General features: G+C 67.1%; 22 protein-coding genes and 1 tRNA gene. 12 read left to right on the top strand and 11 right to left on the bottom strand.

From position 1 onward, the window contains the following. The first annotated feature begins 113 nt into the window (after nt 1-113). Nucleotides 114-623 (top strand): hypothetical protein, encoded by a 510-nt coding sequence (locus tag H2037_RS14610; protein ID WP_292123454.1) that lies wholly within the window; start codon nt 114-116, stop codon nt 621-623. A gap of 217 nt (nt 624-840) precedes the next feature. Continuing rightward, nucleotides 841-1548 (top strand): hypothetical protein, encoded by a 708-nt coding sequence (locus H2037_RS14605; protein ID WP_292123452.1) that lies wholly within the window; start codon nt 841-843, stop codon nt 1546-1548. Nucleotides 1549-1554: 6 nt separating this feature from the next. On the opposite strand, the gene H2037_RS14600 is transcribed toward H2037_RS14605, so the two are convergent. Both H2037_RS14600 and H2037_RS14595 read right to left on the bottom strand, forming a co-directional pair. After that, nucleotides 1555-2223, bottom strand: a complete 669-nt coding sequence (locus tag H2037_RS14600; protein ID WP_292123450.1) for a DsbA family oxidoreductase — start codon at nt 2221-2223, stop codon at nt 1555-1557. A gap of 233 nt (nt 2224-2456) precedes the next feature. Beyond that, nucleotides 2457-3368: a DUF1206 domain-containing protein gene (locus tag H2037_RS14595; protein WP_292123448.1), complete on the bottom strand. Its 912-nt coding sequence runs from the start codon at nt 3366-3368 to the stop codon at nt 2457-2459. Between the two features lie 115 nt (nt 3369-3483). On the opposite strand from H2037_RS14595, the gene H2037_RS14590 reads away from it, so the two are divergent. Both H2037_RS14590 and H2037_RS14585 read left to right on the top strand, forming a co-directional pair. After that, nucleotides 3484-3675 carry a hypothetical protein gene (locus H2037_RS14590; RefSeq protein ID WP_292123445.1) on the top strand — a complete coding sequence of 64 codons (192 nt, stop codon included), beginning with the start codon at nt 3484-3486 and terminating at the stop codon, nt 3673-3675. Between the two features lie 108 nt (nt 3676-3783). Beyond that, entirely contained in the window at nt 3784-4479 is a 696-nt protein-coding gene (locus tag H2037_RS14585) for a Crp/Fnr family transcriptional regulator (RefSeq protein ID WP_292123443.1), read from the top strand. Nucleotides 4480-4487: 8 nt separating this feature from the next. On the opposite strand, the gene H2037_RS14580 is transcribed toward H2037_RS14585, so the two are convergent. The 3 genes from H2037_RS14580 to H2037_RS14570 all read right to left on the bottom strand — a co-directional run bounded on the left by H2037_RS14580 (nt 4488) and on the right by H2037_RS14570 (nt 6951). Then, nucleotides 4488-5822, bottom strand: coding sequence for a sensor histidine kinase (locus H2037_RS14580; RefSeq protein ID WP_292123498.1), 1335 nt, complete (start codon nt 5820-5822; stop codon nt 4488-4490). A gap of 113 nt (nt 5823-5935) precedes the next feature. Next, nucleotides 5936-6616, bottom strand: coding sequence for a response regulator transcription factor (locus tag H2037_RS14575; protein ID WP_292123441.1), 681 nt, complete (start codon nt 6614-6616; stop codon nt 5936-5938). Then, entirely contained in the window at nt 6616-6951 is a 336-nt protein-coding gene (locus H2037_RS14570; protein WP_292123440.1) for a hypothetical protein, read from the bottom strand. The genes H2037_RS14575 and H2037_RS14570 overlap by 1 nt, the downstream gene beginning before the upstream one ends. Before the next feature lie 227 nt (nt 6952-7178). On the opposite strand from H2037_RS14570, the gene H2037_RS14565 reads away from it, so the two are divergent. Next, entirely contained in the window at nt 7179-7544 is a 366-nt protein-coding gene (locus H2037_RS14565) for a hypothetical protein (RefSeq protein ID WP_292123438.1), read from the top strand. Nucleotides 7545-7743: 199 nt separating this feature from the next. On the opposite strand, the gene H2037_RS14560 is transcribed toward H2037_RS14565, so the two are convergent. Further along, nucleotides 7744-8382 (bottom strand): ChrR family anti-sigma-E factor, encoded by a 639-nt coding sequence (locus H2037_RS14560; RefSeq protein WP_292123436.1) that lies wholly within the window; start codon nt 8380-8382, stop codon nt 7744-7746. After that, the gene (locus H2037_RS14555; RefSeq protein WP_292123434.1) at nt 8379-9020 is read right to left on the bottom strand and encodes a sigma-70 family RNA polymerase sigma factor; all 642 of its coding nucleotides are present in this window, start codon (nt 9018-9020) and stop codon (nt 8379-8381) included. Before H2037_RS14555 ends, H2037_RS14560 begins: the two co-directional genes overlap by 4 nt. Before the next feature lie 62 nt (nt 9021-9082). On the opposite strand from H2037_RS14555, the gene H2037_RS14550 reads away from it, so the two are divergent. The 3 genes from H2037_RS14550 to H2037_RS14540 are packed head-to-tail and all read left to right on the top strand — an operon-like array spanning nt 9083 to nt 11690. Then, nucleotides 9083-10423 carry an NAD(P)/FAD-dependent oxidoreductase gene (locus tag H2037_RS14550; RefSeq protein ID WP_292123433.1) on the top strand — a complete coding sequence of 447 codons (1341 nt, stop codon included), beginning with the start codon at nt 9083-9085 and terminating at the stop codon, nt 10421-10423. Further along, nucleotides 10420-11277 carry a DUF1365 domain-containing protein gene (locus H2037_RS14545; RefSeq protein WP_292123431.1) on the top strand — a complete coding sequence of 286 codons (858 nt, stop codon included), beginning with the start codon at nt 10420-10422 and terminating at the stop codon, nt 11275-11277. The genes H2037_RS14550 and H2037_RS14545 overlap by 4 nt, the downstream gene beginning before the upstream one ends. Nucleotides 11278-11312: 35 nt before the next feature. Further along, complete coding sequence (locus H2037_RS14540; protein WP_292123429.1) at nt 11313-11690, top strand: hypothetical protein; 378 nt, start codon at nt 11313-11315, stop codon at nt 11688-11690. A 95-nt stretch (nt 11691-11785) separates the two neighbouring features. On the opposite strand, the gene H2037_RS14535 is transcribed toward H2037_RS14540, so the two are convergent. Next, nucleotides 11786-11860 (bottom strand) — tRNA-Val (locus H2037_RS14535). 122 nt (nt 11861-11982) lie between these two features. After that, a complete protein-coding gene (cpdR, locus tag H2037_RS14530) occupies nt 11983-12339 on the bottom strand; it encodes a cell cycle two-component system response regulator CpdR (protein WP_054764657.1) in 357 nt (118 codons plus the stop codon). A 118-nt stretch (nt 12340-12457) separates the two neighbouring features. On the opposite strand from cpdR, the gene H2037_RS14525 reads away from it, so the two are divergent. Further along, nucleotides 12458-13282 carry an N-formylglutamate amidohydrolase gene (locus H2037_RS14525; protein WP_292123428.1) on the top strand — a complete coding sequence of 275 codons (825 nt, stop codon included), beginning with the start codon at nt 12458-12460 and terminating at the stop codon, nt 13280-13282. 265 nt (nt 13283-13547) lie between these two features. Here H2037_RS14525 and H2037_RS14520 read toward each other — a convergent pair whose 3' ends face one another. After that, on the bottom strand, nt 13548-14231 hold the full coding sequence (locus H2037_RS14520) for a DUF599 family protein (protein WP_292123426.1): 684 nt from the start codon (nt 14229-14231) through the stop codon (nt 13548-13550). Nucleotides 14232-14357: 126 nt separating this feature from the next. On the opposite strand from H2037_RS14520, the gene ppa reads away from it, so the two are divergent. From ppa to hslU, 3 genes are all read left to right on the top strand, one after another. Next, complete coding sequence (gene ppa / locus H2037_RS14515; protein ID WP_292123424.1) at nt 14358-14918, top strand: inorganic diphosphatase; 561 nt, start codon at nt 14358-14360, stop codon at nt 14916-14918. A 394-nt stretch (nt 14919-15312) separates the two neighbouring features. Next, on the top strand, nt 15313-18303 hold the full coding sequence (locus tag H2037_RS14510) for a DUF4214 domain-containing protein (protein ID WP_292123422.1): 2991 nt from the start codon (nt 15313-15315) through the stop codon (nt 18301-18303). Nucleotides 18304-18401: 98 nt separating this feature from the next. Further along, nucleotides 18402-19703: an ATP-dependent protease ATPase subunit HslU gene (gene hslU / locus H2037_RS14505; RefSeq protein ID WP_292123420.1), complete on the top strand. Its 1302-nt coding sequence runs from the start codon at nt 18402-18404 to the stop codon at nt 19701-19703. On the opposite strand, the gene H2037_RS14500 is transcribed toward hslU, so the two are convergent. Continuing rightward, nucleotides 19693-20781 (bottom strand): YihY/virulence factor BrkB family protein (locus H2037_RS14500; protein WP_292123419.1); only part of this gene is annotated, 1089 nt, incomplete at its 5' end. The two genes, hslU and H2037_RS14500, sit on opposite strands and share 11 nt — an antisense overlap.

Genomic DNA, 20781 nt, shown 5'->3' with positions numbered 1-20781 from the left:
CGGTTCCGTTGCGCGGTCCGGAGGATGACGAGAGAAAGGGCGGCCGCGCGCTCTGACCACCCCAGAGCAGCAAGCCCTCGCCGCCCGCCTCCGAACGGCGTAGCCTGAACCCCATGATCACGCTCGCCCTTGCCCTCGCCTTCGCCGCAGCCGGCCCCCTGCAAGCCGCCGACCCACTGGGTCCGGCGCGCGAGGGTCAGTTGCAGTGCCATTCGCCCGATCCAGCGCGAAAGACCTGCGCCGCCCTGGCGGGTTACACCTTCGCGGCGGACGGAACGATTTCGAACCAGGCCGAGGTGATGCTGAATCCCTCGCCGCTCATCGTCATGCGGGACCAATCCCCTGTCGTGGTCCGCGACGGCGCCGTCTGCGGGCCGATGACCGGCCTTGACGACGCCGTCTTCACCATCGAAGGCCAGCCGGCGGATCCCCAGACGGCAGAGATGATCCGGGGTCAGGTGAGCGCCGCCTTCGCTCAACTGGGGACGGAAGTCTGCACCCGCTATACGCCCCAGGGCGAGGGCTGGCTTGCCGAGGCCTTCATCGACGGCCGCCCCCGCCCCGACCTGAATCAGCCGGTGATCTGGGTCTCCCCCACGGACGGCTATTCCGTTCGGCCATAGGTTCAGGGGTTCGTGAACCCGGACGCGCTCTCCCTCTCCCGTCGGGAGAGGGGCTCTTGCCTTCGTCACAGCAGCCGATACCCATCATTCCCCGGCGCTTCCGACCTTTGAATTCCCTCGGCTTTCACGAAATTCCCGGCCTTTTGTCCGACACTGTTCCAGGCGGGCTTAGACTCCGACGGTCCCGATCCTGGGGCGCAAGGCGACGGAGGGCGGCATGCAGGACCAGTATTGGGCGGACGACGGCCCCGAGATCGACACCCGGACCCCGGCCGAGATCCTCGAGGACGAGGCGGTCGAGCGGGCGGCGATGTACGGTTATCGCCGGGCCGGGGACGAGACCTGGGCGCGGGCGCGCCACGACTATCTGGCGGGCGAGACGGCCGAGGCGGTGTGCGACCGCCATGGGCTGAAGCTCGGCACCCTGCGGCACCGGGCGGCGCACGAGGGGTGGCGGCGTCAGGACCAGGACGATCCCGAGCCGGCCGATCCGGCGCTGGACCTGGCGGCCGATCTGGAAGGGGCGCCGCCCGATCCGGTCGAGATGACCCGGCACGTCCTGGTGCGGCTGAACCGGGCCATCGCGGCCGGGCGGGCGATCGAGGCCGGACGCTGGATGCGGCTGTACCAGAGCCTGGTCGGCCTGGCGGCGCTCGCCCCGCCGACTCCGCCCGAACCCGCCCCCGAACCCGCCCCAGACCCTGAAGAGCGCGACCTGATGGACCGCGTCATGGACCAGGTGGCCGAGATCGAGGCCATCGCCCGCGAGGCCCTGGCCCTGCCCGAGGACGACCTGGCGGGCCGTGCCGCCCTGATGGCCCGCGCCGAGGCGCTGGAGGACTTCAGCCAGGCCGCGCTTTCAGACGATTCAGACGATTCAGACCCTGTTTTTTCGGACGCCGGGTCTGAAACCCAGCCGCCGTGATCGGGATCAGACCTCGGCCGCGATCTGGCGCAGGGCCTGTTCGAACGCGGCCGCCGGCTGACCTCCGCTGATCAGATATTTGCCCTCGACCACCACGGCGGGGACTGAATTGATCCCGCGCGACCGCCACGTCTCCTGGGCGGACCGGACCGCCTGGGCGTAACGGCCCGAGGCCAGGACCTCGGCCGCCGCGTTGCGGTCCAGGCCGGCGGCCTCGGCGGCGGCGGTCAGGACGCCGGCGTCGGTCAGGTTGCGGTTGTCGGTGAAATGGGCGGTGAACAGCGCCTGTTTCAGCGCCTTCTGCCTGTCGGGCGCGGTCTCGTGCGCCCAGTGCAGCAGGCGGTGGGCGTCGAAGGTGTTCCAGATGCGGCTGTTCTCGCCCATCCGCATGTCGAACCCCACCTCGGCCGCCCGGTCGTGGATCATGGCCCGGTTGGCGGCCGACTGTTCGGGGGTCGAGCCGTATTTGCGGCCGATATGTTCGACGATATTCTCGCCCTCGGGCGCGATCTGGGGGTTCAGTTCGAACGGCTGAAAGGCGATCTCGGCGCCGATCCCCTCGCTCCTGAGGCTGTCCAGCGCCGTCTCCAGCCCGCCCAGCCCGACCACGCACCAGGGGCAGACGACGTCGGAAACAAAGTCGATCTTCAGGGTCTTCAAGGGGGCGTCGGTCATGGCGGTGATCTTCTGGAACAGCAAGTGTTGCCGAGGATATGGGAAGAGACGCCGCGAACGCCAGACCGTCTCCTCCCCATGAAATGGGGAGGGGGACCGCCGCGCCGCTTGCGCGGGGGTGGAGGGGCTCTGGACGCCGCACGAACGGCTGGGGATGCGGCGAAGAGCCCCTCCGTCACGGCGCAAAGGGCGCCGCGCCACCTCCCCGCGCTGCGGGGAGGAGACAGCGGGCCTCACCCCACCGACAGGTCCCGCGGCGGGCGGATCCGGCGCCAGCGCGCCTCGATGAAGGCGAAGGCGCCGAAGGCCATCAGCCCCGCCGCCGTCAGGCCCAGGATCCACGACCCGCCCGGCTGGGCCTCCAGCGTCTCCAGCGCCGCGGCCGTGCTGGTCACCTGGCCCGACCGGGTGTGCAGCCCCGCCAGGACCACGAACACCCCCAGCGGCAGATAGGCGAAGCCTCGCGCCCCATAGCCGATCCGCGCCACGACCGAGGCCGGCCGCCGCACCGCCTCGGGACAGGCCAGGGCGTCGTCGAAGTCGTCGCAGAAGGCCCGCACGATGTTGCCGATCCCGACGCCCAGCACGACCAGGCCGACCCCGATCAGCAGCAGGCCGCCGAACGGCAGGTCCAGGATCATGGCCGCCTTCTGCTGGTTCTCGGCGATGCTCTCGGCCTGGTCCGCCGCCCGCCCGGTCGCGTCGCCAACCTCGTCCAGATACTCGAACACCCCCGCCGCCAGCAGGCCGTAGAACAGGCCGCTGGCCGCCTGGCCCGCCCGTGTAGCCCAGCCCTTGGCGTCTGTGCCCGCATGGTCCGCGTCGAACACCGCCTGCAGCAGGCGCCAGCCGACGAAGGCCCACAGGCCCAGGCCCAGCAGCACCAGCCACACCCGGCCGAACGGCTGCTCGGCCAGCCAGCCCGCCGTCCCGCCCGTGCCCACGGCGTCGCCGATCCGGTCCAGGGCCGCCAGCAGGGTCAGCGCCCCCGCCGACAGATAGACGAAGCCCCTCGCCCCATAGCCGACCCGCGCCGCCCCCTCGATCAGCACCGCCAGCGGCGGCGTGCGGCGCGCGGCCGGGACCCGCGCCCGGATGGTCTCGCCCAGTCCGGCGGCGGCGTGTCGAAGGCGTCTGGCGTACATGCGGGCTCCGGGCTGGGGGTGAGGCCTTCAACGCCCGCCGCCCCGCAAAGGCTCCGCCCGGCCCCTAAGTCGGCTTCCGACAGACGCCGCCGCCGCCCGCCTCTAGGCTTGGCCGGTGCGGATCTACGAGTTTCACTTCTTCGACGGCGACGACCGTCGGCCCCTGCTCGACTTCTTCGACGGGGCCGACGACGAGACCGCGATCCGGGTCGCGGTCCAGCGCCTGGCCCAGCACGCCTCCTGCCATGGGGTGGAGGTGTTCGAGGGCGACCGCCTGGTCGCCCGGCTCGAAGGCCCCGAGATCTGACCGCTGCCGTACACAACTCGGTAAACACTCGACTTTTTCCCCAGAAACCCGCGTCAGATATGGCTACGCTGTGTCGGGTTCCGACAGACGGCGCCGCCGGATCGCCTTATGCGCGAAGACATGCTCAGTCCGTCGTTCGGCAACCGTTTGATCCAAGGTATGGAAGCCTCCGACCGCGCGGCCCTGCTGGCGCTCGCCACGCCCGTGGACTTCGCCCAGGGCCATGTCTTCAACGAGCCGGACGACGTGGTCGAACATCTGCACTTCATCGACAGCGGCATCGCCTCGTCCGTCGCGGTGCTGGAGGACGGGCGTACGGTGGAGACCGTGATGATCGGCCGCGAGGGCGTTCTCGGCGTGGTCGCCTCGGTCGTGCCCCAGCTTGCCCGCACCCGCAGCGTGGCCCAGAGCGCCGGCACGGCCCAACGGATCGACGCCGCCCGCTTCCGCCAGCTGGCCGTCCAGCGTCCCGGCGTGCGCGACGCCGTCGCCGGCTTCATGGCCCGCCTGCAGGGCGAGCTGGAACAGTCCGCGGCCTGCAACGCCCTGCACCGGGCCGAGCAGCGGTTCGCCAAGTGGCTGCTGCGCTGTCACGACCGGGTCGAAGGCGACACCCTCAGCCTGACGCAGGAGTACCTGGCCTCGATGCTGGGCTCCCAGCGGACCACGGTGAACGAGGCGGCGCAAAGCCTGCAGAAGGCGGGCGCCATCGCCTATTCGCGCGGCCGGGTCACGGTCACGGACCGCGCGGCCCTGGAGCGGGCCGCCTGCGAATGCTATCGCGCCGGCGAAATCCGCAGCTAGAACCTGCCCTAGACCCGGGCCGCGGGCAGCTCCAGCACGACCTTCAGCCCGCCCATGTCGCTGTCGCCCAGCGTCAGCCGCCCGCCATAGGCGCGCGTCAGGTCGTCGACGATCGACAGGCCCAGGCCAGATCCAGGCGCGCTCTCGTCCAGCCGGGCGCCGCGCTTCATGACGCCCTCGCGCTGATCGACGGCCAGGCCGGCGCCGTCGTCCTCGACCACCACGACCATCTGGCCCAGGCCGCTGTCGCCGGCCGTGACCCGGACGCGTCGCTTGCCGAACTTGGCCGCGTTCTCGATCAGATTGCCCAGGATCTCCTGCAGATCCTGGCGTTCGCCCAGGAAGACCAGGTCGTCCGGCGCGCGCCAGTCGATCTCCACCTGCTTGTCCCGGAACACCTGCTCGATCATCACCGCCAGTTCGTCCAGCACCTCCGAGACGTCGGTCCGCTCGCCCAGGCCGTGGGCGGCGCGGGCGGCGGCGCGGGCGCGGCGAAGGTGGTGATCGACCTGGCCCTGCATGACCCGGGTCTGGCGCCGCACCAGTTCCGGCAACTGCCCCTCGGCGGTCCCGGCCTCGGCCAGCATGACCGAGATCGGGGTCTTCAGCGCATGGGCCAGGTTGCCGACATGGGTGCGCTGGCGCTCGACCACCTCCTGGTTATGGTCCAGCAGCCGGTTGACCTGTTCGGCCAGGGGCTGGATCTCCATCGGATAGGCGCGTTCGATCCGCGCGCTCAGCCCCTTGCGCACCGCGGCGATCTCGTTGCGCAGGTCGTACAGGGGACGCAGGCCGATCCGCACCTGCAGGAAGACGGCCGCCACGAGCCCGAACCCCAGGATCAGCAGGGCCGCCCAGGTCAGGCGTGCGAACTGGCGGGTGTCGGCGTCCACCTCCGACCGGTCGATCGCGGCCAGGAAGATGACCGGATGCTCGCGCCGGGGGATGGACTTCATGCTGGCGGCGACCCGTAGCGGTTCCCGCAGGGCGGGTTCGTCCTTGGGACCGAGGGTGTTGAAGGTGATCACCTCGCCGAAGGCCGCGTCCAGACGCTGGGGCAGATCGGCGGGAAGGGCGAGGTCGTAGTTCCACAGCGAGGTCGAGCGGGCGATGCTGACCAGCCGTCCGTCCGGGCGGACTTCCAGTATCTGCCAGTATTTGCCCGACAACAGCCGCAGGGTGCGGGCGTCCTGGATCTGGGGCACGGCCTCGCTCTCGCCCGTGCGGCTGGCCGCCACCACGATCTCGTCGATGGTCTCATCCAGCATGTCGCCCAGACGGCGAAGGGCCGATTCCTGAAAGGCCTGGGTCAGGACGATGGCGGCGATGACCAGGGCCACCATGATCCAGGCCGAGGCCAGCCAGATCAGTCGCCGGGTCAGGGAACGGCCGGGCCGGCCCACGAACCGGCCCCAGTCGGATCGGCGGCCGGGGCGCTCGGGCGCCGCCGTCTCGCTCACGCCGCCTCGGATTCGCCGGCCAAGGGGGTCAGCCGATAGCCCAGGCCCCGGACCGTCTCGATCCGGTCCGAACCGACCTTCTTGCGCAGCCGGCCGATAAAGACCTCGATCGTGTTGGAATCCCGGTCGAAGTCCTGATCGTACAGGTGTTCGACCAGCTCGGTCCGGCTGATGACCCGGCCCTGGTGCATCATCATATAGTGCAGCAGCCGGTACTCCAGCGAGGTCAGCCGCAACGGCTCGCCATTGACGCTGGCGCGCGCCGCACGCGGGTCCAGCCTCAGGCCGCCGCACGCCAGGGTCGCCGAGGCGATGCCGGCCGAACGGCGCAGCAGGGCGCGCAGCCGCGCCAGCAGCTCCTCGGTGTGGAAGGGCTTGGTCAGATAGTCGTCGGCGCCGGCGTCGAAGCCCGCCACCTTGTCCGACCAGGCGCCGCGCGCGGTCAGGATCAGGACCGGCGTCGCCTTGCCCTCACGCCGCCAGCGCTCCAGCACCGACACCCCGTCGATCTTGGGCAGGCCCAGATCCAGGACGATGACGTCATAGGGTTCGTTCTCGCCCAGATAATGGGCTTCCTCGCCGTCCGGCGCATGGTCCACGGCATAGCCGGCGTCGGACAGGGCGCCCTTCAGCTGGCGCGACAGATCGACGTCGTCTTCGACGAGAAGGACACGCATCAGTCGGGCCTGCGACGCTGGTTGTTGCTGGATCCGCTGTCGCGCGTGCGGCCGGTCTGGCCGTCGACCACGACCTCGCGAACACGACCGTCGCGCTCGACCAGGACCGAATAGTCGCCGTCGCCGCGAGGGCGGGTGTCGATCGGACGCCCGCCGACGGCTTCGCCGCCCCGGCGTCGCGCTTCGTCCGGGCTGACGCGCGGCTGACGGGGCTGGGGCTGCGATTGGGTTTGCTGGCGTTCGTCGCGCGACTGGGCGCTCGCCGCCGGGGTAAGGACCGGAGCGAGGGCCAGGGTCGCGACGGCGACGGTCAGACTGGCGAACTTGCTAAACATGGCGTCTATCTGGCGCCGTTCTCCTGAACAGGCCCTGAATGACGCGTATAGAATAGAGCGGCCCCGAACGCCATTGCGCCGAACCCTGATCGTTCCGAACATGGCGGATTTATCATCAAGATGAACCGAACCTGATCGGGCTTGTTCAGACCGGGCTCAGCCGCTGTGTCGTCATCTCTCCCCATCGCCGGTCAGCCCGACCGACGCCCGAACCGAGGAGAACCATCATGCGGAAGCTCATCATCCCCACCATCGTCCTGGCCGCCGTCGCCTCGGCCGCCCTGCCCGCCGCCGCCCAGTCCTATCACGGCCGGCCGCCCGTCTATCAGGCCGGCTACGGCAACTGGCAGTCGATCAACGCCCGCCAGACCAATCTGGACCGTCGCATCGACCAGGGGGTCCGCACCGGCCAGCTGAGCCGTCGCGAAGCCGCCCGTCTGCGTGGCGACTTCAACAGCCTGCTGCGCCTGGAGGCCAACTATCGTCGCGGCGGCCTCACGGCGTGGGAGCGCAACGACCTGGATCGTCGCTTCGACCGCCTGTCGGCCGAGATCCGTTCCGAGCGTCGCGACCGGGATAACCGTCGCGGCTAGGCCGCCCTGCCGCCGAACGGGGCCTAGACATGAGGGGAGCGCGGCTCGAAAGGGCCGCGCTCTTCTTCTTTGGGGGGGCGCCGGACAGGCGTCGCCGTCCGCGACTTCCGAACCTCTTAAGCCCGTCATCCTCGCCCTTGTCCCTAGGATGACGGTGTGGGGAGCGGCGAATGGGTCGAACGACCGACCGACTGAACCTCTACAGCCGGACAAAGGGCTGGATCAGCTTGCCCAGCCAGCCGTCCAGTTCGATCTGCCCGTCCAGGGCCACGACGCACAGGCAGGCTTCCGGCGACACGACGCGCGGCTGGTGCAGCACCTCGGCGTCCGCCTCCTCGAAATCGCCCACGTCGAACCGCGCCGTCTCGGTGGCGTAGGCGCCGTGGATGACGCAGGTCAGTTCGACGCCGCCGTGGGTGTGTCTGGGCGTATCGCGCCCCGGACCGATCTCCAGCAGGATCACGCGACAGTCGCCGTCGCGCGGCGCATGGACGTCCCGCGCGCGCATGCCCGGCCCCAGCCAACGCCACGGGCCCAAAGCATAGCGTCGCAGCGGCTCGGGCAGGCCGGCCATGTCGTTCAGCGGTGTCGAGGCCAGCACCTCTCCGGCGTCCACCTCGGCGCGGGCCAGGACGCGCGCAAGGGCGTCGTCCGCCAGCGGCTCGGGCTCCAGATCGTCCAGCAGACGACCGCCCACGGCCTGGAGCCGCCGGACCCAGGCGTCATTCGCCGGCCGCATCGCCAGATGGGCGGCGACCACTACGGCCTCGGGCGGGCTGAGCGTGCCCGCAGCATAGGCCAGAAGCCTTTCTTCGGAGGGATTGTGACCGCCGTTCATGACTGCCCCCCCTCGTCGTCTTCCAGCAGGGTGCGCAGTTTGATCATGGCCTTGCGAATTCGAGACTTTACGGTGCCCAGCGGCAGATCCAGCCGGCGGGCGATTTCGGAATGAGGATTGTCCTGGAAGAAGGCGAGACGAAGAACCTCCATCTGGTCTTTCGTCAGCCGCTCCATGGCCGATTTCAGCCGAGCGGCGTCCTCCGACGCCAGAAAGACCTGATCGGGCTGTTCCGGCTCGTCCTGAACCAGCTCAAGGTGCGGCATGGGGGTGCGGCGCGCGTCCTGGCGCAGCACGTCCAGGCGCCGGTTGCGTGCGATGGTGAAGATCCAGGTCGCCGCATGAGCCTTGGTGCTGTCGAACAGTTCGGCCTTGCGCCACACCGTCAGCATGGCGTCCTGAGCGAAGTCCTCGGCCGCGCCGGCGGGCGCGCCCGCCTTCATCAGATAGGCCTTCAGCCGAGGCGCGAAATGTTCGAACAGACGTGCGAAGGCCTCCCGGTCGCGCCGCATGGCCACCGCCTCGATCAGTCGATCATATTCGCCGCCCGTGGAGATCACCGGGGCGCGAATCTGTCGAAGCGTTGAAATCTGTCCATGCATTGAACCTAGTACGGTTCCGGTCGAAGTCTGGATCATTTCATGATCCGCGAACCGGCCTGCGACGTATCGCCCCGAAAGAAACCCCGTCCGGAGCCTGTATGTCCTCTTTTCCCCCCGTCAGCGAGACCGGTCCGCGTCTTCGGATCGCCGTCGTGGGCTCGGGCATATCGGCCCTGTCGTGCGCCTGGCTGCTGTCGCGTCGCCATGAGGTGACGATCTACGAGCGCGACGACCGTTTGGGCGGCCATTCCAACACCGTCGATGTCCGCACCGCCGACGGGGAGACAGCGGTGGACACCGGCTTCATCGTCTTCAACGACGCCACCTACCCGAACCTGATCGCCCTGTTCGCCCATCTGGGGCTGGAGACGCGGGCCACCGACATGTCCTTCGCCGTATCCCTTGATCAGGGGCGGTTCGAATATGCAGCCCCGGCCCTGTTCGCCCAGCGCCGCAACATGCTGCGGCCCCGCTTCTGGTCGATGCTGAAGGAGATCCTGCGCTTCTATCGCTCCGCGCCCGACGGCATGGCCGCCCTGGCCGACAGCGACGTGACCCTGGGCCAGTATCTGAAGCGCGAGGGCTTCAGCGAAGCCTTCCGCGATGATCATCTGCTGCCGATGGCCGCCGCCATCTGGTCGTCACCGGCCCATACGTTGCTGGACTATCCGGCCGAGTCCTTCCTGCGGTTCTGCGGCAATCACGGCCTGCTGAAACTGGTGGGGCGCCCGCTGTGGCGCACGGTCGTCGGCGGCAGCCGGGTCTATGTCGAGGAACTGGCCCGCCAGATCGGCGACGGCGTGCGGCTGCGTCGAGGCGCGGCCCAGGTGCGGCGCGTCGACGGCGGCGTCCTGGTGCGGGACACGACCGGCGAGACGGAACGGTTCGACCACGTCGTCATCGGCGCCCATGCGGATCAGGCCCTGGCCCTGCTGGCCGAACCCACGGCCCAGGAGCGCGAACTGCTGGGCGCGTTCAGATACAGCCGCAACCTGACCATATTGCACACCGACCCCGGCCTGATGCCCCGGCGCCGCCGGGCCTGGGCCTCGTGGAACTATATCGGCGCAGAGGGCGGCCTGTGCGTCACCTACTGGATGAACCGGTTGCAGGGCCTGCCGGGCCAGGACCTGTTCGTGACCTTGAACCCGCCCCGCCCGCCGGCGCCCGGAACCCTGTTGCGCAGCGAGCTCTACGAACACCCGATCTTCGACCCCGCCGCCATGAAGGCCCAGAAGTCGCTGTGGAGCCTGCAGGGCCAGGGCGGGGTCTGGTTCTGCGGCGCCCATTTCGGGGCCGGCTTTCACGAGGACGGACTGCAGTCAGGCCTCGCCGTGGCCGAACAACTGGGCGGCGTCCGACGCCCCTGGACGGTCGAGAACGAGAGCGGCCGCATCCACGTCACCCCGCCCCCGTCCGAACTGGAGCGGGCGGCGTGACCCAGGCCTCGGCCCTCTACCGCGGCGGGGTCTTTCACAGCCGCCTGAGGCCGAAACAGCACCGGCTGAACTATCGCGTCTTCTGGCTGATGCTCGATCTCGACGAGATCGACGCCCTGGACGCCCACCTCAGGGTCTTCTCACGCGGCCGGTTCAACCTGCTGTCCTTCCACGAGCGGGATCACGGCGACGGTTCCGGCATGCCGCTGCGAAGCCAGATCGAGGCGCGGCTGGCCGAGGTCGGGGTGGATATCGGCGCGGGCGCCGTCCGCCTGCTGACCATGCCCAGGGTGCTGGGCTTCGTCTTCAACCCGATCAGCCTCTATTACTGCCATCACGAAGACGGTCGGCTGGCGGCCATGATCTATGAGGTCACCAGCACCTTCCGCGAGCGTCGGTCCTATGTCCTGCCCGTCATGGCGACCGACGCCGACGCCGGCCGTTTTCGACAGCAGACCGCCAAGAGCCTGTATGTATCGCCCTTCATGCACATGGACATGCGCTACGACTTCAAGGGAAGGCCGCCGGGCGAGACCCTGGCCCTGGCCATCGACGGATCGGACGCCACGGGCCTGCTGATCGCCACCACCATGACCGGCCGACGCCGTCCGCTGACCGACCGCGCCCTGATCGCCGCCGCCCTTTCCATGCCGCTGCTGACGCTGAAAGTGGTGGCCGCCATCCACTGGGAAGCGCTGAAACTCTGGCTGAAGCGCGTGCCCCTGACCCGCAAGCCGGACGCCGGTCCCGGCGTGCTGGTCCTGCGCGCAGAGGCTAAAGACGGCCATCGCCGTGTGTCCCATGCTCGGCCGTTCGAGGCAGAGGCCAAGCGTCAGCGACAACCCTCCCCTTAAGAGATCATTGTTTTTTCTGGATCATCATCTTGGCGATGTCTACCAAAGTAACCATCGAAGAAGGTCTGAAGCGGGTCGTCGTGACCGTGTTGCCCAGGCCTCAGACCGTGACCGTGGCCGACACGGTATTGCGCCAACTCGCACGGCGGCCGGAGCTGGGAGGCTGGGACTGGATACTGGATATCCGGGCGCCCCACGAGAAGGCCACTCCCGAAGAACTCGACCTGATCGCCGCCGCCTTCAACGCCGCGCACAGCAAGCAGAGCTATACGATCTTCATCAGCGACGATCCCATCGCCTTCGAACGTTGCCGGATCATGGACGTCAAATTCCACGACCGACGTCATCTCGTCGCAAAGGACATGGAAGCGGCCCAAGCGCTCATTCCCCGAACCATGCCGACAGTTTTCTAGTCGATACGCCGCAGATCCGCGTGGAAGCGATCCGGTGACCGTCTACGACCGCTGGATAGCGGTTTCCTCAACGCTTTGAATGTCTTGGGAAGGAATGGTGGACGCGACAGGGATTGAACCTGTGACCCCCTCGATGTCAACGAGGTGCTCTCCCGCTGAGCTACGCATCCGCCGTAGGCCCCAGGAGGTCGCCCCGGGGTGGGAGGCGGTCGTATAGCGAAACGACCCGCCGGCATCAAGACGATTTCACGGCAAGATCGAGATTTCTCGAAAACGCCGTTCAATCCAAAACTCAGGCCGCGACCATCCGTTCGACCTCGTTGACCAGGTCGCGAAGATGGACCGGCTTGGACAGGACCTTGGCCTGGGGCGAGGCCTGGGCGGCGGTCAGGGCGACGGCGGCGAAACCGGTGATGAACATGATGCGCAGGCCCGGCTGGCGGGCGGCGGCGACGCGGGCCACCTCGATCCCGTCGGCGCCCGGCATGACGATGTCGGTCAGCAGCAGGTCGTAGGGACCGTGCTCGAGGGCGTCGATGGCGTCGTCGCCGTTCTCGCAATCGATGACCTGGTGGCCCGCCCGCTCCAGCGCGCGGGTCAGAAAGCCCCGCAGCGAACTGTCGTCTTCGGCCAGGAGGATACGCGCCATTTCGAGAAGGTCCCTTGAGTACAGACCGGCAAGGCTAGGCCGACAACGGTAAACCGGCGATGAAATTCGTCGGCGGGCCGCCTTCCTTCCACAAGGAAAAACCCGCTATGCGAGGATCATGACCACGGACGGGGCCAGTTTCGCCATCACCCTGCCGCCCGCCGCGGCGCCGCCTACGGCCCTGGTGTTCGCCTCGCCCCATTCCGGCGACGTCTATCCTGACGACATGGGCGCGGGCGCCGGTCTGGCCCGGTCCAGCCTGAAAAGCGCCGAGGACGCCCTGGTCGGGACCCTGGTGCGTCAGGGCCCGGCGTGCGGGGCGCCGCTGATCGAGGCGAGGATCGGCCGGGCCTATCTGGACCTGAACCGCGACCCGGCCGAACTGGACCCCGACCTGATCGCCGACGTCGATGGCCCGGTCGGGGCCAAGACCCGCGCCGGCTACGGCGTCATTCCACGCCTGTCGGGCGACGGCCTGCCGCTCTACGACCGCCGTCTGTCGATGGCCGAGGCGCAGGCGCGTATCCGCAACGCCCACACCCCCTATCACGCGGCCCTGGCGGGATTGATGCAAGAGACCCGCGCGCGGCACGGCAGGGCGGTGCTGATCGACTGGCATTCGATGCCGACGCGGGCCGTGGGGGCCGAGGTGGTGCTGGGCGACCGGCACGGATCCTCGTGTCAGACGCGGCTGACGCGGCGGCTGCGCGACCTGTTCGAAGGGCTGGGCTGGCGGGTGGCCCTGAACCATCCCTATGCCGGCGGCTGGTCGACCCAGACCTGGGGCCGGCCCCAGGACGGATACGGCGCGATCCAGGTCGAACTGAGCCGCAAACTCTATCTCGACGAGGCGAGTCAGACGCCCAACGCGGCCCTTGCAACGACCCGAAAGGCGCTGGATCGCGTCATCGCCGCCCTGTGCGCCGAGGCCTGGACGGACTGAATTACGAGAGTGATCGACGATAAGTCAAAAAAAAGCCGCGCCCGGAGGCGCGGCATATAAAGTCTATAGGGAGGAAACGCCCAGGAAGGGCAAGACGCCCGAAGGCGTCGAAGGTCAATCTAGGTTGCGATGCACAATCGGTCAACCCTTTTGAGGGCTGTCCGGGGTCACGGGATGTTACGCAATTGCGGCATCCGCCGCCCCATTTCGCCGCTGGGGCGAGACCGTGGTCGCTCCGCCCCCTGACGCAAATGCAAAATAACCGTCATTCACCTAGCAGGCGGCGCGCGATGCGAATGGCGCGTGCGGCGGGCGAGGCTTCTTGGCGATAGATCAGCAGGCCGAAGGACGAGGCCACGCCCAGGGCCAGCCACAGCGGCCCGAACAGCCAGGCGGCGGCCGCCAGGGCGAAATAATAGCCCCTGACCCCCTGGCTGAACGAACTGAGCGCCGGGTTCAATAGTTCGGCGGCCGCTTCCCCGAAGGCTTTGCGGTCAGTCTTGTGATGAAGCTCCGGCGCCGAACCGATCAGGGCCAGGGTGTAGTTCATCTGGCGCAGGGCCCAGATGAAATCGAGAAAACCGCGCGTCAGGCAGATCAGCACCAGGGCCAGCTTGGCCTCCAGGATCTTGATCGGCACATTGTCCGCCCCGACCGCGGCGAACCCCTCCAGCTTGCTCTCGCCCCCGAACAAGATGCCCCCCACGGCCGCGATCAGCAGCAGATTGGTCGAGGCGAAGAAGGAGGCGGAGTTGATCGAATGGCCCATCAGCTGGCTGTCGACCAGCCGGATCTCCCTGTGGGTCATGGAGGCCATCCACACCTTGCGGACATGGGCCATGTCGTCGTTCAGCGACCCGCCGTGGCGACCGACGAACTTCAGGATCGGCCCATAGCCGAGCCAGCATATGAAGAAGAGCGCCAGCGCGGCCCAATCAACCCAGGTCATCGGGAGAAATGAACCCAGTCCGGGCCGGGGCGCAAGACCATCGACGCACGTCGCGCTTGCCGAGGCGGCGCGGCCGTCCTATCACCCATCGCCTCACAGAATTTCGCAGCGCAGCAAAGATCCGCCATGAACCTCGACGCCATTCCGGTCGGCCCGAACGCTCCCTGGGACATCAACGTCGTCATCGAGATCCCGCAGGGCGGCCTGCCGGTGAAATACGAGATGGACAAGGAGTCCGGCGCCCTGTTCGTCGACCGCTTCCTGCACACCGCCATGTATTATCCGGGCAACTACGGTTTCGTGCCGCACACCCTGTCGGACGACGGCGACCCCTGCGACGTGATCGTGCTGAACCCGACCCCGGTGGTGCCGGGTTGCGTCATCCGCTCGCGTCCCATCGGCGTGCTGATGATGGTCGACGAGGCCGGCGGCGACGAGAAGATCCTGGCCGTGCCGGTCGACAAGCTGAACCCCTATTACACCGACGTCGCCAGCTATCGTCAGCTGCCGGCCATCCTGATCGAGCAGATCGAACACTTCTTCACCCACTACAAGGACCTGGAGAAGGGCAAGTCGGTCACGGTCAAGGGCTGGGGCGACGCCGGCGAGGCCGCCGAAATGATCGCCAAGGGCATGCAGGCCCACCAGGACAAGCTGGCCGCCAAGAAGGCCGGCAAGGCCGCCTGATCTAAGGCGCCACATCGCGGAACGCATCAAGGCGTCCTCCCGTCCGGAGGGCGCCTTTTTGCTGCTTAGCGCCCTCCAGGTCGTAATCTTCTCCTTGGGCAAAGCTGGCGGCCTATGGGCTAGGAACGCCGGACTGACGCGCCCCGGTGTGACGCTGCCAAACATCTGTCTCCTCCCGCCGCTTGGCGATGGGACGTAGCCCGGATACGGTGTGGACATTTTACTTAAGCTATCCCGTCTAGGTTGTCTTTCGCCCTGACTGACGGCCGCATTGCCGCAGCGCCACGCTTTGATGCTCTAGCGTATCAACTCCGTAAAATTTGACAGTAGACAGCGTGACAACCTGACTATCGATCGATAAAGCTCAGGTTGTAGCAGGGGATGGGGTTCATCGGTGGCGATCAATATTTCTTCGAATTTCATTATCGAGCGTGATGAGGTCTACACCAGCAACTCGGGACCTGCATTCGAAGCTTACGGATTGAGCTCCATCGAGTTCACCAATTATGGCACGATTCGCGCAACTGGCGCGGGCGCCATGGGCTTTTACTCCTATGTTTCCTCTGGGTCGCTCCACAACGCCGGGCTCATCGAGGTCCAGGGCACCGAAACCGCTTACGGCTTCTATTCGCCTCAGTGGATGGCGGCGATCAAAAATAGCGGCCAGATTACGGTCAGCGGAACCACAGCCTACGGTGTTTATACCTGGTCTCCAGGTCAGGTTTTCGATAATTCAGGCACTCTGACCGTTACGGCGACCGGTAACGCCACAGGCATGTATCTCGTGAATGGCGGTAAGGTCAGCAATACAGGGCTAGTCACAGTTCAAGGCGGCACATCGGCGGCTGGTGTTTATATCGACCGCTTCGAGGGCTATACTTTCGAAAATAAAGGCGACATCATCGTCAGCGCTTCGTCTGGCCAAAGCTTCGGCTTGGTCGTGTCCGGTCTGGCCCAAGCCGTCACCGCTCCGAACATCATCAACCGTGGCGTCATTACAGCCGACGTCGCCATCTACGGCCGTGATGGCGGTTATTCTCCATCACAGCCTACAATTGAGAATATCGCCAACTACGGCGTGGTGAACGGCTATGTCATCCTTGGCGCTGGGGCTGATGTGCTGCGCAACTACAACGTTATCAACGGCGACGTGGATATGGGTACGGGCGCCGACTTCGTCGATCTGACCGGCGGCTGGATCAACGGCATCGTCGACTTGGGCGAGGACGACGACACCGCCCTGGGGTCGGCGGGTAGCGACGTCTTCTTTGGCTATCTTGGGCGCGACACGATCCGAGGCGCGGGCGGTGATGATCTCATTGATGGCGAGCAGGGTAACGACGCCCTGTTCGGAGGCGACGGGGATGATGAGATCTATGGGGGGTCCGGTTCAGACGCGATCTCCGGCGACAACGGTGATGATGCGATCGAGGGCGGCACCGGCGACGACATCATCGACGGCGGGTCTGGGGCAGATACCGCATTCTATGCCGGCGCGTTCAGTGATTTCACAATCACGACCGTCAACGGGGTGACGACAGTCACCAGCAGCGCGACAGGAAGCGACACGCTGAGGAACGTAGAGTGGCTTCAGTTCGCTGACCGGCTCGTCCAGCTCAGTGACGCGGCGCCCGCGATTGTTGGAACGGCCGCAGACGAAATTCTCAGGGGCACGGCCAGCGCAGAAACTCTCTACGGCCTCGGGGGTAATGACGCGCTCTACGGCGAGGCTGGCGACGACCGGCTAGAAGGCGGCGACGGCGACGATCGTCTCGAGGGCGCGGCGGGTGACGACATCCTAGATGGTGGCGCGGGTTATGACACCGCTGTTATCTCGGCGCTCCGCACCGCGGCGACCGTCAGTTATGTGGGAACCAGCGTCGTGGTGGTCTCGGCCGGAGGCCGCGACACCCTTACGAATGTTGAGGCCGTGTCGTTCAGCGACGGTGTCTATGACATCGTCAACGGGGCGTTGTCCGCCCAATCGCGGCAGACCGTCACCGGAACAGCCGGCACAGACGTCCTGAAGGGGGCGGGTTCAAACGATATTCTCACCGGCCTTGCGGGCAAAGACACTCTTACTGGCGGGGGTGGTTCGGATGTTTTGGACGGTGGGGAAGGGGTAGATACGGCGGTCTATGGCGGGGCGCGGCGTCAGTATGCGGCTTCGCACACGGCGGTGTCAGGCGGGCCGGAGGGCGGAACCGACACCTTGGTCTCCGTCGAAACTCTGAAATTTCTCGACGGCTCAATCACCTACGACGAGAACAGCGTCGCTGCCGAAATCCTGCGCATCTATGACGCCACCTTGGATCGCGGGCCGGACGCGTTTGGGCTGGACGGCTGGCTGCAGGCGCGGGCGGCCGGAACGACCCTTGCCCAAATGGCCAACAGCTTCGTGAACTCAGATGAGTTCAAGGCCCGCTACGGGGCGCTGGACGACGACGCCTTCGTCTCGTTGCTGTATAACTTCTGCCTGGACCGCAACGTCGATCCCCTGGGGCTGAAATCCTACACCGACCTGCTCAAGAGCGGGGCCTGGAGCCGCGGCGACGTGGTGCTGTCTCTATCGGAGAGCGTGGAACACCGTCAGTTGACGGCCCCGCAACTGGCTCAGGGTCTGTGGGTCGCGGATCAGACGACTCTGATCATCGCACGTCTGTACGACGCCACTTTTGACCGCCTGCCGGACCTGTTCGGCCTCGACGCCTGGCGTCAGGAGATCGCCGCAGGCAGGTCGCTCAATAGCATGGCCGCCGCCTTCGCCAGTTCGGTGGAGTTTCAGGACCGCTATGGGGCCCTGAACAACGCAGACTTCGTCAAGCTGATCTACACCTACAGTCTGGACCGCAATGTCGATCCGCTGGGCCTGAAATCCTACACCGACCTGCTCGACAGCGGCCAGTGGAGCCGGGCCGATGTCCTGCTGTCCCTGTCCGAGAGCACCGAACACAAGCAGCTAACCGCACCCCTGTGGTACAATGGCGTCCATTATCAGGGCTATCTTGCGTCGTCTGCCGCCGCTGAGCCCGCCGAAAAGGTCGGAGCTCCGCTGACGCTCCAGGCTCGCGACATTGATCCTGCGGTAGCCCGCAGTGGGCCGATGGAGGCCAATCTTGATCGAGCATTCTTCATAGAGGGCGGCTCGCCAGTGATGCTGGATCACGCGGCCGATACGTTTGTAATGCCTGCGGCATTTGACGGCGGAGCTTTCAGATCCCCCGACGGGATCACGTTCGAACCGTTTGGAACTGAAGAGCCAGTGCTAAACATACCGGCTGATCCGGTTGACCAGGGCTTTGACCTCCCGGTCACCTCCGACCCGATCCTTGTCGAAGGTTTGCCGATGTGGATCAAAGCCCATCACATCGATCCGTGGGTGTAATGATCCTGGGTGGTCATTTGTGAGTCTATTCTCGTCCCGGAACGGCCGGTCGGCCCCGCCCCCTCCCGCTCCGCTTCCCGACGCCCTATCTCCACCCCATGACTGACCTCTCCCCCCGCGAAATCGTTTCCGAACTCGATCGCTATATCGTCGGCCAGGACGACGCCAAGCGCGCCGTGGCCGTGGCCCTGCGCAATCGCTGGCGTCGCAAGCGCGTACCCGAGGATCTGCGTGACGAGGTGACGCCCAAGAACATCCTGATGATCGGCCCCACGGGCGTCGGCAAGACCGAGATCGCCCGGCGGCTGGCCAAGCTGGCCGGCTCTCCCTTCCTGAAGGTCGAGGCGACCAAGTTCACTGAGGTCGGCTATGTCGGCCGCGACGTGGACCAGATCATGCGCGACCTGGTCGAGAGCGCCATCGCCATGGTGCGCGACCGCCGGCGCGGCGAGGTGCGGGCGCGGGCAGAGGGCGCGGCCGAGGACCGGATTCTGGACGCCCTGGTCGGGCCCGGGGCCGGGCCGACGACGCGCGACAGCTTCAGGAAGAAGCTGCGGGCCGGCGAACTGGACGACAAGGAGATCGAGATCGCCCTGGCCGACACCGCCTCGCCGATCCAGGGGCTGGACCTGCCGGGCGGCGGCAATGTCGGCCTGCTGAACCTGTCGGAGATGCTGGGCAAGATGGGCGGCGGGCGGACCAAGACGGTCAAGCTGACGGTTCGCGACGCCACCACGCCCCTGATCGCCGAGGAGGGCGACAAGCTGCTGGACCAGGACAGCCTGACCAAGGAGGCCATGCTGCTGGCCGAGAACGAGGGCATCGTCTTCTTGGACGAGATCGACAAGGTCGCGGCCCGCCAGGGGGCGTCCGGCGCCGACGTGTCGCGCGAGGGGGTGCAGCGCGACCTGCTGCCGCTGATCGAGGGCACCACTGTCTCGACCAAATACGGGCCGGTGAAGACCGACCATGTGCTGTTCATCGCCTCGGGCGCCTTCCACGTCGCCAAGCCGTCGGACCTGCTGCCCGAGCTTCAGGGCCGGCTGCCGATCCGGGTCGAGCTGAAGGCCCTGACGCGCGACGATTTCAAACGCATCCTGACCGAGCCCGAGGCCAATCTGATCCGTCAGAACCAGGCCCTTCTGGCCACCGAGGACGTGACCCTGGTCTTCACCGACGATGCGGTCGAGGCCATGGCCGATGCGGCGGTGGCGGCCAACTCGGCCGTCGAGAACATCGGCGCGCGGCGGCTTCAGACCGTGCTGGAGAGGGTGCTGGAGGAGACCAGTTTCAAGGCCTCGGACCTGGCGGGCCAGACGGTGTCCTTCGACGCCGCAGCGGTGCGCGACAAGCTGGACGCCCTGACCAAGGACGTGGACCTGAGCCGGTTCATTCTGTAGCCGCCTGATCGCGTTCGCGGCGGTTGCGACGGCGCATCAGGGCGTCGGCGACCGCCTCGGCGTGGCGTTGGGTGAAGGCCAGGGCGGCCGGGTTGCCGCGCCGGGCGCCGATGCTGTCGGCCACCTGGGCCCCGCGTTCGCCGATCGGCATGGCCCGGCCCGTGGTGGTGTCGACGGCGGTCTGGTGCTCGATCTCGGCGTTCAGCTCCGCGCCCATCAGGATCACCTGCACCGACAGCCAGGTCCACAGCAGGAAGCCCATGATGGCCGCCAGCGGGCCGTAGCTGTCTGTGCGGACGAAGTTGGTCAGGTACCAGCTGAAGACGAAGGAGACCGTCAGGCTGAGCACCGCCGCGAAGATCGCCCCCGGCGTCAGCCAGCGCCAGCGCGCCTTCTGCCGGCATGGACCGAAACGGTAGATCAGGGTCAGGGCCGCCACATAGCCGACCAGAAGCAGGGGCCAGCGCAGCAGGGCCAACAGACCCCACTCCTCTTGCAGGCCGAACAGCCGCACCACCACCGGCACCCCGACGACCAGCAACGAGGTCAGCAGCAGGGCGGCCAGGGCGCCGACGGTGAAGCCCATGCACAGCAGGTTGTAGCGGACGATATTGCGCCGCTCGACCTCGTGATAGGCGATGTTCAGCCCGTAGAAGAGCACCTTGACCGCGCCATTGGCGGTCCAGAGCGACAGGGCCAGGGTCCAGATCAGGGTGAAGGTCAGCTGGCCGCTGGAGTTCTCGGCCAGCCGCTGCATCTCGCCGCCCAGGAACTGGGCGATGCTGTCCGGCATGACCCCGTAAAGAAGCTGCAGCCGACTCCAGGCGTCGGCCGGATCGGCGAACAGGCCGTACAGGGTCACGAAACTACCCAGGAGCGGGAACAGCGACAGAAGGGTGAAGAAGGTCACGCCCCCGGCGACGAAACCGACCCGGTCGCCGAAATACGACCCGCCGGTGCGCCAAAGGATGTCGGTCCAGCCCTTGCGAGGGATGTGTTCGGGGCGGGCGGCCAGTCGGCCCCGGCCCGGCTCCTTGGTCTCATAGTCCTGGGGCGTGGGTGGCGCGGGGGGCGTGGG

Source organism: Brevundimonas sp. (assembly GCF_013912065.1).
GTDB lineage: Bacteria > Pseudomonadota > Alphaproteobacteria > Caulobacterales > Caulobacteraceae > Brevundimonas.
Note: the sequence above shows the minus strand (reverse complement) of the source record. Positions and strands in the feature narration are given on the sequence as shown.